Annotated in this window: 11 protein-coding genes; 7 read left to right on the top strand and 4 right to left on the bottom strand. The window is 59.5% G+C overall.

Features of this window, described 5'->3' with window-relative positions; genetic code table 11:
- Positions 1 to 246: 246 nt before the first annotated feature.
- Both PGW49_RS09750 and PGW49_RS09745 read right to left on the bottom strand, forming a co-directional pair.
- Positions 247 to 1,875 carry a UDP-glucose--hexose-1-phosphate uridylyltransferase gene (locus PGW49_RS09750; RefSeq protein WP_270226382.1) on the bottom strand — a complete coding sequence of 543 codons (1,629 nt, stop codon included), beginning with the start codon at positions 1,873 to 1,875 and terminating at the stop codon, positions 247 to 249.
- The gene (locus PGW49_RS09745; protein WP_138113289.1) at positions 1,866 to 3,071 is read right to left on the bottom strand and encodes a galactokinase; all 1,206 of its coding nucleotides are present in this window, start codon (positions 3,069 to 3,071) and stop codon (positions 1,866 to 1,868) included. The genes PGW49_RS09750 and PGW49_RS09745 overlap by 10 nt, the downstream gene beginning before the upstream one ends.
- 383 nt (positions 3,072 to 3,454) lie before the next feature.
- Between PGW49_RS09745 and PGW49_RS09740 the strand changes: the two genes are divergently transcribed.
- A complete protein-coding gene (locus PGW49_RS09740; protein WP_270226383.1) occupies positions 3,455 to 4,441 on the top strand; it encodes a LacI family DNA-binding transcriptional regulator in 987 nt (328 codons plus the stop codon).
- A 129-nt stretch (positions 4,442 to 4,570) separates the two neighbouring features.
- The gene (locus PGW49_RS09735; RefSeq protein WP_233541356.1) at positions 4,571 to 5,731 is read left to right on the top strand and encodes an FprA family A-type flavoprotein; all 1,161 of its coding nucleotides are present in this window, start codon (positions 4,571 to 4,573) and stop codon (positions 5,729 to 5,731) included.
- 68 nt (positions 5,732 to 5,799) lie between these two features.
- Here the strand turns inward: PGW49_RS09735 and PGW49_RS09730 are convergent, their stop codons facing one another.
- Positions 5,800 to 6,603 carry a DeoR/GlpR family DNA-binding transcription regulator gene (locus tag PGW49_RS09730; RefSeq protein WP_270226381.1) on the bottom strand — a complete coding sequence of 268 codons (804 nt, stop codon included), beginning with the start codon at positions 6,601 to 6,603 and terminating at the stop codon, positions 5,800 to 5,802.
- 334 nt (positions 6,604 to 6,937) lie between these two features.
- Between PGW49_RS09730 and PGW49_RS09725 the strand changes: the two genes are divergently transcribed.
- On the top strand, positions 6,938 to 7,795 hold the full coding sequence (locus PGW49_RS09725; protein ID WP_022095149.1) for a class II fructose-bisphosphate aldolase: 858 nt from the start codon (positions 6,938 to 6,940) through the stop codon (positions 7,793 to 7,795).
- 708 nt (positions 7,796 to 8,503) lie between these two features.
- On the opposite strand, the gene vsr is transcribed toward PGW49_RS09725, so the two are convergent.
- Entirely contained in the window at positions 8,504 to 9,493 is a 990-nt protein-coding gene (gene vsr, locus PGW49_RS09720; RefSeq protein ID WP_270226380.1) for a DNA mismatch endonuclease Vsr, read from the bottom strand.
- 148 nt (positions 9,494 to 9,641) lie between these two features.
- On the opposite strand from vsr, the gene PGW49_RS09715 reads away from it, so the two are divergent.
- The 4 genes from PGW49_RS09715 to PGW49_RS09700 all read left to right on the top strand — a co-directional run bounded on the left by PGW49_RS09715 (position 9,642) and on the right by PGW49_RS09700 (position 15,932).
- Complete coding sequence (locus PGW49_RS09715) at positions 9,642 to 10,427, top strand: ABC transporter ATP-binding protein (RefSeq protein ID WP_270226378.1); 786 nt, start codon at positions 9,642 to 9,644, stop codon at positions 10,425 to 10,427.
- A complete protein-coding gene (locus PGW49_RS09710) occupies positions 10,417 to 12,618 on the top strand; it encodes an FtsX-like permease family protein (protein ID WP_270226377.1) in 2,202 nt (733 codons plus the stop codon). The genes PGW49_RS09715 and PGW49_RS09710 overlap by 11 nt, the downstream gene beginning before the upstream one ends.
- Positions 12,619 to 12,927: 309 nt before the next feature.
- Positions 12,928 to 14,358: an APC family permease gene (locus PGW49_RS09705; protein ID WP_006234849.1), complete on the top strand. Its 1,431-nt coding sequence runs from the start codon at positions 12,928 to 12,930 to the stop codon at positions 14,356 to 14,358.
- A 368-nt stretch (positions 14,359 to 14,726) separates the two neighbouring features.
- Positions 14,727 to 15,932 carry an agmatine deiminase family protein gene (locus PGW49_RS09700; RefSeq protein WP_138113277.1) on the top strand — a complete coding sequence of 402 codons (1,206 nt, stop codon included), beginning with the start codon at positions 14,727 to 14,729 and terminating at the stop codon, positions 15,930 to 15,932.
- Positions 15,933 to 16,179: the final 247 nt, after the last annotated feature.

Here is a 16,179-nt window from a genome sequence, read left to right as displayed (position 1 = left end):
GCGGGGGCTCCTATCTTTTTAGTGCCCTCGGATTGGGTCATAGTGTCTGTCGTTGCCAAGACACCGGCGTTGCCTTGGTCGCAAATAGTCATTGGGGACGCTCTTTAATGACTAGTCGTTTAAGAACGCCCCTTAAGAATGACCCCAATGACTACACTCAAAAACGGCGCCCGTCGGTGATGTTGCCGGCGGGCGCCGTTGTCGTGTAGACGCTATTTGTTGAGTGCGTGCGTTCGAGCTCGCATGCTATAGCGAGTCGATAAAGCGCTGTTGGGCGGCGCGTCCTGCCTCGTCCCACTTAAAGACGCCGGCGTTGTCGAGCACGTGGCCAAACACCACGCCGACCTCTTCGTGCAGGATGTCGATGGCGTTGTCGGCCGTAAGCTCGTCGGCGCGGCGGGCAAAGACGTCCTCAGCCCATGCGGCGTGGCTGCGGCAAAGGTCGTCGCCCTCGAGCGCGCCGGCAAGGTCGTAGCTGGCATCTGCCTTGGCCGCCAGCAGGTGCTCGCGGACAGCGCCGAGCTCGGGAACCAAGCGCGGCGGCAAAATGGCCAGGCCCATGACCTCGATCAGGCCGATGTTCTCCTTTTTGATGTGGTGGTACTCAGCATGCGGATGGAATACGCCCAGCGGATGCTCGTCGGTCGTGATGTTGCAGCGAAGCGCCAGGTAGGCCTCGTAGATTTCGCCGCCGGCGTTGCCGCGGGAGTCGACGCGGCGGATGACGGGCGTCACGGTGTTGTGGGCCACGCCGTCGGCCGTGTGTGCGATGACGCCAACCGACTCATCGGTCCACTCGCGCCAGGCAAGGATAATCTTCTCGGCGGCGTCGAGCAGCTGGGCGCGGTCGTGCGATCGTAGTCGCAGCACCGAAAGCGGCCACTGTAACACGGTACCGATGACCTGGTCAAAGCCCGGCACGCTAAACTGCGAGACCTCGGCGGCGTGCATCATGGGGAACTCGTGCGCGCCGCCCTGGAAGTGGTCGTGCGACAGAATCGAGCCGCCCACGATGGGCAGGTCGGCGTTGGAGCCAATGAAGTAGTGCGGGAACAGGTCGACAAAGTCGAGCAGGCAGGTCAGCCCCTTGCGGTCGACGTGCATCGGACGATGCTCGGAGCTCATGGCAATGCAGTGCTCGTTAAAGTACGCGTACGGGCTGTATTGGAAGCCCCAGCGCTCGCCGTCGAGCTTAATGGGGATAACGCGCAGATTCTGGCGGGCGGGATGGGCGCCGCCGTCGGCTGCAGCGGAGCGTCCGGGATAGCCTTCGTTTTCGATGCAGAGCTGGCAGGCGGGATACTTCTCGCCCGTGTTTTTGGCGGCGCCGGCCGCGGCAATATCGCGCGGGTCCTTTTCGGGCTTTGACAGGTTGATGGTAATCTCGAGGTCGCCCCAGTTGGTGGGGGTGCTCCATTTGATGTTGCGCGCGATGGCGGCACGGCGCACGTAGCCGGCGTCGCAGCACAGGCCGTAGAACCAGTCGGTCGCGGCGCGGGGCTCGTTGACGCCCATGCGTCCGTTGAACTCCTCGTTTACAACCGAAGGCCTTGGCATGAGCGCGCCCATGATGCGCATGGCGATGCGGTCGCGGCCCGATGCCGTGTCCTCGGCGGCGCCGTTGGCAACAGCCGCCTCGGCAAGCGCGGCAAGTGTGCCTTCAAGGTCAAAGTTGGGCAGGGCGTCGGGGTGCAAGAGCGAGAGTTTTTCGGCCTGGAGCGCCCAGGCCATGTCGAGCGCCGGGCCCGTAGCACCGATGCACTCGAGAATGGTGTTATACGCCCAGATGCGATCGTCCTGGCCGATCATCGATCGGTGGATAGCGTACTCGATCAGGTTCTGCGCGGCCTCGCGCACGTCAGTCATTACAGCCATGCCGCGTAAGCCCCCTTGTCAGAAATTGCGTAGTGGCGGGCAGAGCCCTCGCCCAGCCAGCCGTTCATCTTGGTGATAAAGGTGTCGACCAGGTCGAGCGGCACGAAGGCCTGGATGGTGCCACCAAAGCCGCCACCGTGGATACGGACGGCGCCACGGCCGTCGAGCACGTGCTCGGCCAGTGCCAGGGCATACATCGAGGGCTGCTCGGAGCCCAGCTTGGCAACGACATTCTGTAGGTACATGGCAGAGCTGGCGCCGGACTCGCGCGTCAGGACCAGGAACTGATCGATGTCGCCGGCGTTCAGGGCAGCCCAGCGCTTATCGACCAGGCCGTTTTCGTACCAGTAGTGAACGGCGCGCAGGCAGGCGCGGTCGCCCAGCTTGGCGCGCAGCTCGGGGAGCTTGGCGTCAAAGTCCGCCACGTTTACCTCGCACAGGCGTGCCTTGCCAAACTCGGCGGCGACGTCCTGCATCTCGCGCGGAACGGCGGCGTAGTCTTCGGTGGCGGCCACGTGGTCGGCACCGACCTTAACGAGCACGAGAGCATAACCGTGATCCTCAAAGTTGAGCTCGAGCTTCTGGGTTTTAGGCTGAGCCTGATCCTCAAAGTCCATGTAGGCGAGGCCGCCCAAGCAAACGGCGGCCTGGTCCATCAGACCGCAGGGCTTGCCGTAATAGTTGTTCTCGGTGCGCTGGCTCATCTGGGCGAGCGTGACGGGCTCAATGGCGGGCGCGCCCCAGAGCGTCTCCATGGCACGACCGTACGCGGCTTCGACGGCGGCAGAGCTGGAAAGGCCGCCGCCCGAGGGGACGGAGCAGGTAAAGGCAAAGTCGAAGCCTTTGGGCTCAACGCCAAGGGCTGCGATTTCGTGGGCCATGCCGCGGACGAGGCTCGCGGACGTGCCCTTCTCGGACTCCTGAACGTCTAGCGTGTCGAGCGCGATCTCAAACGTGGGATAGCCCTCGTCGGCTACGCGAACCTTGTTGGAATCGGTTGCCACGGCGATGCCGTCGACGGCGACATCGAGCGAGCCGGCGATAACGTGGCCACCCTCGTGGTCAGTGTGGTTGCCGCTGATCTCGGAGCGGCCGGGCGCGTGCACGTAGAGCACCTGGCGGTCGCCGATGGGGCCAAACTCCTCCTCGAACAGCTTGGTGAGCGTGGCGAATGTCTTTTCGTCGGGGGTGGTCATGGGAGTCCTTTCCTTGGCGCGCCCGGGTGGGTTTTGCGTCGTTATGAGTACGTTAACAACTTAAAGCGGCATGAACCAAGTGTTCACGATACCGCACGTTACGGGCTATGTTAACGTACTCATAACACATCGCTTGTCACTTTTTGAGAATCTGGTAATCGGTAGAAATTCAGCCGTGAACGGTACTGCCGTATGGACTTATAAAGCAGAAGAGATGCAGATAGAAAAAGTAGAGTACGTTAACATGCGTCCGACGATAGCGGGCCTCGGCGCGGGATGTATTTCTGCCCGGGCCGGCATTCACGCTATTCAGATCTCGCAAGGGTGAAGGTGATCCTGTGGCAAGGCGCCCGTCCAACGATACCAGTTCGCGTCCGGTCTCCATGGCCGACGTCGCCCGCGCTGCCGGCGTTTCGCAGCAGACGGTTTCGCGCGTCGCCAACGGCTTGCCTAACGTTAACGAGCAGACGCGCCAGCGCGTGCAGGCCGCTATGCAAAAGCTCGGCTTTCGTCCGAGTTATGCCGGTCGCTCGCTGCGCGACGGCCGTTATCATTCGGTCGGCCTGTGCGTCAACGATGTCACCAAGTTTGGCAACCTCTCAATGATCGACGGCATCGCCAGCGCTGCTCGCGAGCATAATTGCGCCATCACGCTGGTCGAGATGTCCAAGACCGAGGAGTTTTCGCTTGCCGAGGCAACGCGTCGTATGGCCGCGCTGCCTGTGGACGGCATCATTATCGGCATGAGCCGTATGGCGCCCGATTTTGAGACGTTTGATCCACTGCCGGGCATTGGCACGGTCATCGTTACCATGTACGCGCACCCGCGGGTGACCACGGTAGACTCCGATCATTACGGCTGCTCGCTCTTGCTTATGAATCACCTGTTTGAGCTGGGGCATGAGCAAATTCGCTATATTGGCGGCCCGTCGTTCTCGGTCGACGAGCAATTTCGTCGAGCCGGTTGGCAGGATGCGCTCGAGCGTAGGCACATTAAGCCGCAGACGCCGCTCGAGGGCGACTGGTCTGCCAACAGCGGTTACGAGGCCGGCAGATATCTGGCCGAGCACGACCGCACCATGACGGCGATTTACGCGGCAAACGACCAGATGGCAAACGGCGCAATTGCAGCGCTGCGCGATAGTGGCTTGCGCGTGCCCGAGGACGTGAGCGTGGTGGGCGTCGATGATTCGCTCGATGATTTTGTGGCACACAACGAGCTCACGACCGTGCGATTTGATCTACATCAGCGCGGACGCGAGGTATTCGAGCATGCGGTTCCCGAGGCGGGTACGGCGGGCAAAACCGTTGCCATTCGTATTCCCGGCCAGCTCATTATTCGACATAGCACGGCGGTACCGCGCGCATAGTTTGCGCAGGTAAACGGCGATTTATCGTATTTCAATAACAATCGGTATGGATGCCGGCAGATAACAGCTGGGATACTGCCGAGTGTTATGATAGACGGGTTCTTTTGTCTATCTAGGAGGCTTTGCCTGATGGAGATCACCAAGGATATCCGCTACATCGGTGTCGACGATCACGACATTGACCTGTTCGAGGGCCAGTACGACGTGTCCGAGAACGGCATGGCATACAACAGCTATGTTATCTTGGGCGATAAAATCGCTGTCGCCGATTCGGTTGACGCTGGCTTTGTCGACGAATGGCTCGGCAACCTCGAGGCCGCGCTCGACGGCCGTACGCCCGACTACCTGGTCGTCCATCACATGGAGCCCGATCACTCTGCTGGCATCGCCGCCTTTATGGAGCGCTACCCCCAGGCACAGATTGTGGCCAGCATGGGCGCCTTCCGCATGATGGTCAACTACTTTGGCACCGACTACCCCGAGCGTAAGATGGTCGTCAAAGAGGGCGACGTGCTCGACCTGGGTGGCCACAGCCTAACGTTTGTCGGCGCCCCCAACGTGCACTGGCCCGAGGTGATCTTCTCCTACGAGTCCACCGACAAGGTGCTCTTTAGTGCCGACGGCTTTGGCAAGTTCGGCGCCAACGACATCGAGGACCCGGAAGGCTGGGCTTGCGAAGCGCGCCGCTACTACTTTGGCATCGTCGGTAAGTTCGGCAAATTCGTGCAGACCGTGCTCAAGAAGGCCGCCGATCTGGATATCCAGATCATCTGTCCGCTCCACGGCCCCGTACTGACCGAGAACCTGGGCTATTACCTCGACACCTATAACACCTGGTCGAGTTATCAGCCCGAGGACGAGGGCATCACGATCGCCTATGCGAGCGTGTATGGCCATCTGAAGGCTGCCGTCGAGGAGCTCGCCGCAGCGCTTGATGCTCGCGGCCAGAAGGTCTCCGTCTTTGACCTGGCTCGCGACGACATGGCCGAGGCCGTTGAGGATGCGTTCCGCTACGACCGTCTGGTGCTCGCTTCCATCACCTATCAGGGCGAGATCTTCCCGTTCATGAGCACCTTTATCCACACGCTTGCCGAGCACGCCTATCAGAACCGTACGGTGGCGCTCGTTGAGGCCGGCTCCTGGGCGCCCACCGCTGCCAAGGTTATGACCAAGGAGCTCGAGGGCATGAAGGACATCACCCTGGCGCAGAACAAGGTGACCGTGCTGGGCTCGCTCAACGACGCCTCGCGCGCTCAGATCGAGGTTCTCGCCGACGAGCTGTCCAAGTAGCGACACTTTCACTTTTGACGCTCAAGCCACCACAAAGGGGACAGGCACCTTTGTGGTGGTTTTTGTTTTTAGATGCGGGCGATGACGAGGGCTGGACGTGCGCTGTCAGTGGCTTCGGCGATTGATGTGGCGACGGCATCGTCGGGATCACGGTCCATCACGATGGTGTCAACGTCGGCAAGCTCGGCAAAACGGTACATGCCGCGTCCGTTGACCTTACTGGCGTCCATGAGGGCGACGCTTTGATGGGCCGCGGCGATCATAGCCGTTTTGGTCTCGGCCATCTGGGGAAAGTCGGTCGTAAAGCCGCAGCTGGGGACAAAAGCGCCAGGGCACATGACGGCAAGATCGGCATGGACCATTTGGAGCGCTTGCATAGTGAGCGGTCCGTACAAATAACGATGGCCTTTGCGCAACGCCCCGCCCAGCATGACGACATCGACCGAGGGCATGCTCTCGTCGATGTAATCGGCAATGGTAATGTCTGCTGTGATGACGGTGATACCGTCGCGTTGATCGAGGAGCCGGACGAACTCGAGCGCCGTGGTGCCCGAGTCGACGAGCAGCGTGTCGCCGTCATTGACGAGCTCGATGGCGCTTTGCGCGATGGCCTGCTTGGCGGCGACGTTGACATTGATGCGGCGATCCTGCGTGGAGACGGTCAGACGTTTGTGGAGTGATACGGCACCGCCGTGCGTGCGGCGCAGCTTGCCTGCTTCGGCGAGCGCGTCCAGGTCGGCGCGGGCGGTGACGGAGGACACGCCAAAGGTCTGGGCGATTTCTGCTACCTGCACCGAGGCATTATGATCGAGCATTTCCATAATGGCGGTACGGCGTTCGTCGGCAAAGGCACGGTTGGTGGCTTGGGCCATGCTTGCTCCATTCTCGGCTAAATTTGCAGGAATTGTGTTGACTCTATTTTCGTTCATTTTCTTTTTGAGTAAGAAAACACCTTTCGATTACTTATCTTTTCTATAAAAGAAAGACGCTCAACGCCCAAAATTCAATATCGAACACGCCCACTCGGCTCCAATTCCTTCCGTTTACTTTTCAAAAACGACGGTATTGACCTGCATGGGCTCAATATCTCGCACGTGCAAAGACGCTGAATTTCATACAATGAACGCAGTAAAACGCAAGGTAAAACGCCTTGTGAACAACTACGCCCGATGTCCAGATGCGGGCGAGGGAGAGGAGCAAACGCTCATGGCACTTGTTACCACCGAAAAGATGCTCAAGGACGCTCAGGCCGGCCACTACGCCGTCGGCGCGTTCAACGTTGAGAACCTCGAGTTTGTTATGGCCGTTCTGGCTGCTGCCGAGGAGACCAAGTCCCCCGTCATCATGCAGACCACCCCGGGCACCATCAAGACCGCTGGTCTGGACTACTTCTACGGCATGGTCAAGGCTGCCGCCGAGCGCGCTTCTGTGCCCGTCGCCCTGCACCTCGATCACGGCGATGGCTATGACCGCTGCATGCAGGCTTTCCGCACTGGCTACACCTCTGTCATGATTGACGGTTCGCACGAGTCTTTCGAGGACAACATCGCTCTGACCAAGTCCGTCGCCGACGCTGGCCGCGCCATGGGCGTGCCCGTCGAGGCTGAGCTCGGTAAGGTTGGCGGCAAGGAGGACGACGGTCCCGCGGTTGAGGGCGAGAGCCCCTACACCGATCCGGCCGAGGCCAAGGAGTTCGTCGAGCGTACCGGCTGCACCTCCCTCGCAATTGGCGTTGGCACCAGCCACGGTGTGTACACGAGCGATCCGCACATCGAGCAGTCCGTGGTCAAGGCCATCCGCGACGCCGTCGACGTGCCGCTGGTTCTGCACGGCACCTCTGGTGTGCCCGATGAGCAGGTTGCCGAGGCTGTGAAGAACGGCATCTGCAAGGTTAACTACGCTACCGAGCTGCGTCAGGCCTACACCAAGGGCTTCATGGCCTACATGGCCGAGAACCCTGCCTGCTTCGATCCCAAGAAGCCGGCCAAGGAGGGCATGCGCGAGATCACCGAGCTGGTTAAGATCCGCATGACCAACCTCAACTCCGTGGGCAAAGCAGAGTAACAGCAAGGGTGCTCTGATCTCACCGGACGGCTTGGGCGGGTCCCCGTACTTAGTTTCCAAAACGTCCTCGCGCATGAAGGCCCCCGTTGCCTCGCTTCTACGAAGCGTTGGCAACGGGGGCCTTCGCGCTGCGGAATGATTTTGGAAACTAAGTACGGGGACCCGCCCAAGCCGTTCTGCTCAATCGCCCTTGTGGCGTTGGGCGGGAAGGGGTGGGGCGTCAGGGCTTCTTTGTTGATGAGGGGTTAGTATGCCCGGGCTTGGTTGGGGAATGACTTGTTTAGGGATGCTTGGAGCTTTTCGAACGATGCTCGCAAGTTGAGGCTCTGGTCGGTTGAGCGTTTGGCTTTTGTGGTGGGGGAGTCGAGGAGGCCGTTTCTCTGTGTCGGGGGGAAGGAGAAAAGGTTTGCATGATTTAGGGATGGCTGCTGTGCTGCGTCATTGGAAGAATGCATGCTTATGCGGCCTCCTCGATGTCCACCAAAAGATAGCGCACGGGGTGTGCTGCTAGGTCCCGTGCGTTGGCAGTATTATGCCGCGGACGTCGCAAAGAAGCGCTAAAGAAAGGCTTAATGAGGTTTGCAATTACGATGAAACCGCAGGTTAAAGCTATCGAGTAACACTCTTGAAAGGTTTTGGACTTAAGGGCTTTCTAAGGTTTGTGACGCGGATGTGGCGCGGACGTGCGGAGCGTGTGAATGCTCGCTGTTAGCGCTGTGGCTCTGCGGCGCGCACCTGCTCGATGACCTTTTCCATCGTGGCGTCGATGCGGTCTTTTTTGAGCTCGCATTCCCAGATGGTTATGGGCGTCCAGCCCATTTGAGTGAGTGCTGCCACGGCAGCGCGGTCGCGCTCGACGTTGCGGCGAAACTTTGCCTCCCAAAATTCAACATTGCGCTTGGGCTGACTAGGGTTGCACTTGGGGCAGCGGTGCCAAAAGCAGCCGTTGACGAAGATGGCGATCTTGCGCCCGGGAAAGGCGATGTCGGGCTTACCGGGAACCTTCCATTCCAAGCGATAACCCGTAAGGCCCGCTGCCCGCAGGCGCTGGCGAACGAGCAGCTCGGGCTTGGTGTTTGCACGCTTGTTGCCCTTCATGGACTTTTTTATAGCGGCGCGACGGCGCATGAGTTCACGCTCGTCGGCGGAAAGGTCCGAGGTGTCGATGCCGTCCAACAGACCGGGCTTTGGACGCTTTTTGCTGCGGCGATTAGGTGCGCGCTTGGGCTTGGTGGCGGGCTCGTCGGTCGCGGTGGCCTCGGCGTCGTTGGCAACGCCGTTGGCCTCAAGCCGGTCTTCCTTCAACTCAATTAGGGCATCAATGAGTCCCTTGTCGGCGGGCATCCACTCAACGGTGGCAAGCGAGGTGCGCGGAATCCAGCGGATATCGAGCTGGCGGTCGTGCTTCTGGGGCTCGCCAGACTCTTTAGCCAGCGAGCAGTAGTAGCACTCCATGGAGAGATGAAAATCGGGGTAGTCGTACTCAACGGTATAGAAATCGCGCAGATTGGTGACTTTGACCTGCAACTCTTCCATAAGCTCGCGGCGTACGGCGTCCTCGGGCGACTCGCCGCGCATGAGCTTGCCACCGGGAAACTCCCAAAGTCCCTGCATGTCGCCGTAGCCGCGCTGCACGGCAAGCAGCTCATCAGATCCTTCCTTGCGAATGATCCCAGCGGCAACATGAACAGTCTTCAACAGGAGTCCTCTCTCAACATCAACACGTGGCAGGGTAGCTACGCGTACCTTACACAACGGTAAGGCAAGCGTAAGCCATATCGATGGTAGCCGACTCGTCTTCTTGCGACTATAGATGCCGTAGACTAATCGCAAGAAAGGACTCGGTATGCAAACCACGCACATGGCAACCCCGGTACTGGAGGTCGCGCATCTCGAAAAGATATATGGAGCGCTGGGCAACGTGACCCGTGCGCTCAACGACGTCAGCTTTACCGTCAACCGCGGTGAATTTGTTGGCATCATGGGCGCTTCGGGCTCGGGCAAGTCGACGTTGCTCAACTGCGTGTCGACCATCGATAGCGCCACGAGCGGCACGATCCGCATCAACGGGCAGGACGTGACGCGCATGAAGCAGGCCAAGCTCTCGCAGTTTCGCCGCGATGAGCTCGGCTTTATCTTCCAGGACTCCAACCTGCTCGATACGCTCACGGCACGCGAGAACATCGCCCTGCCGCTCACCATTGCCCGCACAAACTCGGCAGAGATCTCGACCCGCGTGCAGGATGTGGCAGCGCGCCTGTCCATCAGCCAGGTGCTCGACAAGTATCCCTACCAGATGTCCGGCGGTCAGCAGCAGCGCGTTGCCGCGGCTCGCGCGCTCGTCACCGACCCCACCATGATCATGGCCGACGAGCCCACCGGCGCCCTCGATTCCAAGAGTGCCCGCCTGCTGCTCGAGAGCCTGGAGGCCCTTAACCGCCGCCTACGCGCTACCGTGCTCATGGTCACGCACGACAGCTTTGCCGCCAGCTACACGAGCCGTGTGCTGTTTATCCGCGACGGCAAGATCTTCACCGAGCTGCGCCGCGGCGACACCGACCGCCGAGAGTTCTTCGACCGCATTATGGAGGTCGTTGCCATGATGGGCGGTGAGGGCTCCGATGCTCTGTAAACTCGCTTGGGGCAACGTCCGCCGCGCCGGCCGCGACTACCTCGTCTACCTTTTGACGCTCACCCTGGGCGTCACGGTCTTCTATGCCTTTAACACCATCTCGATGCAGGTCGACATCGCCGGCATCGATGAAGAGGGCTTGGCGCAGGTTATGGGCAGCATGCTCGGCGACCTGACGTACTTTTTGGCCGGTGTCATGGCCTTTTTGATGGTGTATGCCAATAACTTCATCATGAAACGCCGCAAGAAGGAGTTTGGCCTGTACCAGGTGCTCGGCATGGGGCGCGGGCGCGTCGCCACGATCATGGCGCTCGAGACCGTGATCGTCTCGGTCGTGGCCTTTGTCGCCGGCATTGTGCTGGGTATGGGACTCTCCCAGCTCATGACGTTCTTTACGGCCTCGCTCTTTAAGACACAGATTGCCAATTTCCACTTCTTTTTCTCGGTGCATGCGTTCAATCTGACCCTTGCCTGCATGCTCGTAATGTTTGTGCTCACGCTACTGCTGAACCTTCGCGCCGTGCGTCGTACCAAACTCATCGAGCTTATGGGTGCCGAGCGTCGCAACGAGAGCATCAAGACACGCAACCCCTGGATCGCGATTGCCATCTTTGCCGTGGGCGTGGTGCTTGTGGGCGTGGCCTATTACCGTCTGCTACGTGATGGGTTCCCGCTAACCGCGACGGACAGCAAGCTGCAAGAGGCCATGAACCAGTTTGGTATTACGACCGCTATGGTTACCGTGGGCACCTTTGCCCTGTTCTGGGGACTCTCGGGCATGCTCATCAAGCTGCTGCAGAGCCTGCGCAGCGTGTATTGGCGCGGCCTCAACATGTTTACCGTGCGCCAGCTTGCGGCCAAGGTCAACACGGTGTGCTTCTCGATGGGCGTCATCGCGATGCTCCTGTTTTTGGCCATCACCTCGGTGACGTGCGGTATGTCGATTGCCAATGTGATGAACGAAAACCTGGAGCGCTATAACCCTGTTGACGTGTCTCAGACGTATGTCTATTACACGCCCGATACGCTCGACTACTACAAAGAATATGTCAATCCGTCTGAAGCCGACCGCATGGTGCTAGCCGATACAACGGTCGATTTGTACTCCGCATGGCACGGCAAGGGCAAGTCGGCGGACAACAACGACGAGACCGGCAAGAAGGTCAATATCGCCGATGTTGCCGGTGAGCATGTTCAGATCGATTCGTATCTGAGTTACCCGTTTGGCGGTTCGAATCCTTCGGTGTCTGCGGGTGAGATGTGCAAGACCATGGGCGAAAAGCTCCCCAAGGCGCTCGGGGGTAGCAATGCCGATACGATGGGTCTGTTTGTGACGCCGGCGAGCCAGTACAACAAACTGCGCCAGATGATGGGCGAGGAGCCGGTGAGCATTGGCCGCGACCAGTACCTGCTTACGTGTGATATGGGCGGTGGGCTGGGCGACCTGTACACCAAGTACATGGCCGGCGGCCATACCCTCACCTTGGGCGGGCATGAGCTCAAGCCCGCAACCGATAAGTCGGACAAGGACACGGCGGCCATCGCCAACTCGGCGATGGGCAGTAATCTGGGTACCGTCGTCGTTGCCGACGAGCTGTTGTCCCAACTTAATCTGCAGCCGTATTCCAGTAGCCTGCTCGTTAATTACAAACAGGGGATGGATACGACCGAGGCAGACGAGAGCATTAAATACACTTTGCTCGACAATCTGCTCGTTGACGGCAAGGAGCCGGGGTCATGGGGAATCTTCATCACACGCTCCGAGATGTACACGCAAGCAGCGCAAATTAACGGCATGATTAGCTATCTGGCCATCTACATTGGCTTTGTATTGGTCGTTGCATGCGCGGCGATTCTGTCGATCCAGCAACTCTCCAACGTGGCCGACGGCAGCCGCAGCTATCGTGTGCTGGCACAGATCGGCTGTGAGGACCGCCAGATTCGCCATTCGGTGATGGCGCAGCAAGCGGTATTCTTCCTGTTCCCGCTGGCAGTGGGCCTGGCGCACTCCTTTGTGGCACTTAAGGTGATCATCGAGCTGGTGAGCATATTCGGAAATATGAGCATCGGTGGCACCGTGGGCCTCACCTGTGCAATCTTCCTGGCAGCCTACGGCGGCTACTTCCTGGTGACCTACCTCATGAGCACCGGCATGGTGCGAGCCGCCATCGCCACCCGCTACAGCGAGTAACTCGTTCAGCTTGGAATTATCGTAGGTTGACCATAGGTCAGCGAAAACGCCCCTAAGCGAGCAAGGTGACGTGAAAGAGGAGGGAAGCGTACTTCGGTACGCGACCGACGATTGAACGTCAGATTGCCGCTTAGGGGCGTTTGCAGCGTCGAGCCGTTACGCGGTTTGGTAAAACCGCGTAACTTCATCGTAGAAGCACGCTTGCGGGCGGCGGATGCTCGTCTCCTGTCGCCCGCTCACCGAGGCCCGGCAATTGCCTTAATATCTTAAGGACCTCGATTTGTCCAAGACTGAGCGAAGGAGCTCATCATGAGCGACGGAAAGAAAAAGCTTTCCTTCTTGACGGTCATCTCGACCATCATCTGCGTCGTCTTCGTTTGCGAGGCCGCCGCACCTGCTGCTGCCATTGGCAACCAGCAGTTCTTCTGGTGGATCTTCCTGATTCTGACCTTCCTGCTCCCTTATGGCATGGTCGTTGCCGAGCTCGGCACTACCTATGACGGTGAGGGTGGCATTTACGACTGGGTACGCGATGGCCTGGGCGACAAGTGGGGCGCCCGCATTTCGTACTACTACTGGGTTAACTACCCGCTGTGGATTGCCTCGCTGGCCACTATGTTCCCGGACATTTTGGGCATGGTCTTTGGCGTCGAGTTCAATCTGATTGCCAAGATTGGTATCGACCTTGCCTTTGTGTGGATCGTCTATCTTATGGGTCGCTCCAAGGCTGCCGACTCCGAGTGGGTCCTGAACGGCGGCGCCATCATCAAGGTTGCCGTTGCCGTTATCGTCGGCGCTTTGGGCATCTGGTACGCCATGGAGAACGGCTTTGCGAACGATATGTCCGCTGCCACCTTCTTGCCCGAGCTCACCAACACCAACGCGCTTGGCTACCTGTCGATCATCATCTTTAACTTCATGGGCTTCGAGGTCATCTGCACCATGACCGACGATATGGCCGATCCCGCTCGCGATATCCCCAAGGCTATCATCGTCGGCGGCCTGTCCATCGCCGTGATCTACTTGTTCGCTGGCTTTGGCATCGGCGCTGCTGTGTCGGCCGATTCCATCGATCCCGACTACGGCATGATCTACGCTGTCCAGACTATTGTGGGCGATTCCATGATCTTTAAGGTCATCTGCATCGCCTTCCTGATCACGCTGTTCGCCAACATGGCTGCCTGGTCCTTCGGCGTCAACTCCGTCGCTCGCTATGCTGCCGAGCATGGCAACATGCCCAAGGTCTTCGCCTCGATGATCTCGGATGACGACATGCCCAACGGCGCCAACCTGGTCAACGCCATCGTTGCCTCCCTGGTGCTGTGCCTGCAGCTGGTTCCCATCGACGCCATCTCCAACGGTGTCTTCTGGATGCTCTTCGGTACCTCCGTTGTCTTCCTGCTGCTGACCTACATCCCGATGTTCCCGGCATTCCTCAACCTTCGTAAGAACGACCCCAACCGTGAGCGTATCTTTACGTTCCCGTTTAAGGGCGCCATGATGAAGGTCATGCTGGCTATTCCCTGCATTGAGCTGATTCTGGCTATCGTTGCAACGCTGATTCCGTTCTCTGTCGATGAGATTGGCGATAAGGTCCCGATGATCGTCATCTTCATCGTGCTCTTGCTTATTGGCGAGGTTGTCCGCGTCGTCAGTGCTAAGGGCCGCGAGACCGAGTACAAGGGTCTCACTCCCGAGCTGGCTGCTCAGCGCCTCGCTGAGGAGTCCGAGGAGGACTAGAGCACCCGGATTCGGGGCTCCAACCTTCCTCGCGTACCAACGTACGCTTCGTCGGGCTTGTCGCTCCCGACTCGGGACGCTCTAGCCTCTTCGGAGGCGTGCCCAAGCAACAGGTTTGCTAACCTTTCTCTGAGGTGGGTGTGAGCTATTGCTCCGGTAACCACCGCCCGCCCCAATCTCTCTTCCGTATCCTTCGTGCGTTTTGTCTCCGCGCACCGGGTTACGTCGTCGCTTGCCGGTGCGACATCCGTGAAAACCGGTGCCAGGCGCCCCGACCTTTGCCGGGGAATGGGCGCCTACCATCTCTTGGTTTTAGGCTGAGGGTAACCCGCCCGCAGCAAGCGATCGTTCGATTTGGAGGAAATCTTATGCGTACGATCACCGAGTCCGAGTCCACCCCTAAGGCCGACGGCTTCTTTATGCCCGCTGAGTTCGCTCCGCAGGATCGCGTGTGGATGGGTTGGCCCCACCGCACCGACACCTGGGCCCACGGCGCCAAGCCGGCTCAGAAGCAGTATGCCGCCATCGCTCGCGCCATCGCCGAGTTCACCCCGGTCACCATGTGCGCAAACCAGGCCGACTACGCCAACTGCAAGGCCGCCTTTGAGGAAGACGAGAACGTCACCGTTATCGAGATGACCACCGACGACGCTTGGTTCCGCGACACCGCTGCCACTTTTGTTATCAATGGCAAGGGCGATAAGCGCGCCAACCACTGGCACTTCAACGCCTACGGCGGCCTCGTCGACGGCCTCTATTTCCCGTGGGACAAGGACGAGCAGATTGCCCTTAAGATGGCTGAGCTTTCCGGCTGCCGTCGCTATCGTCCCGATGACATGATCCTCGAGGGCGGCTCCATTACCGTCGACGGCGAAGGCACCGTGGTCGTGACCGACCAGTGCCTGCTTTCCCCGGGCCGCACCTGCTCTGCGGTTCTGGAGGAGGAAGAGGATCCCGAGTCCATCTGGCCCAAGTTCCACAAGAAGTTTGAGCCCTGGAGTGAGGAACTTCGCGCCTATATGGACGAGCACCTCAAGGATTACCTGGGTGTCGAGAAGGTCATCTGGGTTAAGGAGGGCATCGACCCCGAGGAGACCAACGGCCACATCGATGATGTCGCTACGTTCATCGCTCCGGGCGTCATGGCCTGCATCTGGACCGACGATCCCGAGTATCCGTTCTACGAGCAATGCCATGCTGTCTACGAGACCCTTTCCAACGCCGTTGACGCCAAGGGCCGCAAGATGAAGGTCTACAAGCTCTGCATGCCTGTGAACCCGCTGTTCATGGACCAGGCTTCCTGCGACACCATCGACGCCGACGAGAACGCCGAGCCGCGCGTTGCCAACGAGCCGCTGATCGCCTCCTACATGAACTACCTGGTCACCAACCACGGCGTTATCGTCCCGCAGTACGGCGACGAGAACGATCAGCTTGCCGTTGACACGCTCCAGAAGATCTACGACGAGGTCTGGGGCGAGGGCGTCTACAAGTGCGTCGGCGTTCAGTCCGAGCAGGTCGTCTTCGGTGGCGGAAATATCCACTGCATTACGCAGCAGGAGCCCTCGGCGTAACTGTCTGTCTTCCCGAGGCACGGCACCTTGCCCTTCAATCGTCGGGCATGACCCTTAAGGTCTATGCCCTCCTCTTTCGCGGGAATCTGCCGCACCTCGGAAACCCAGCCGATCAATCGGACCGACGTAGCTAGCTATCGCATTAGTCATTGGTGCCAACCCTGGCAACAATGCAGGTCGAAAAACGTCAGACACTATGACCCAATCCAGGGGCACGGAAACGACAGGAGCCCCCGCTCGTGACCGC

The organism is Collinsella aerofaciens (assembly GCF_027679495.1).
GTDB classification, from domain to species: Bacteria; Actinomycetota; Coriobacteriia; order Coriobacteriales; family Coriobacteriaceae; genus Collinsella; species Collinsella aerofaciens_AK.
The sequence above is the reverse complement of the archived record's forward strand: the minus strand, read 5'-3'. Positions and strand labels throughout refer to the sequence as shown.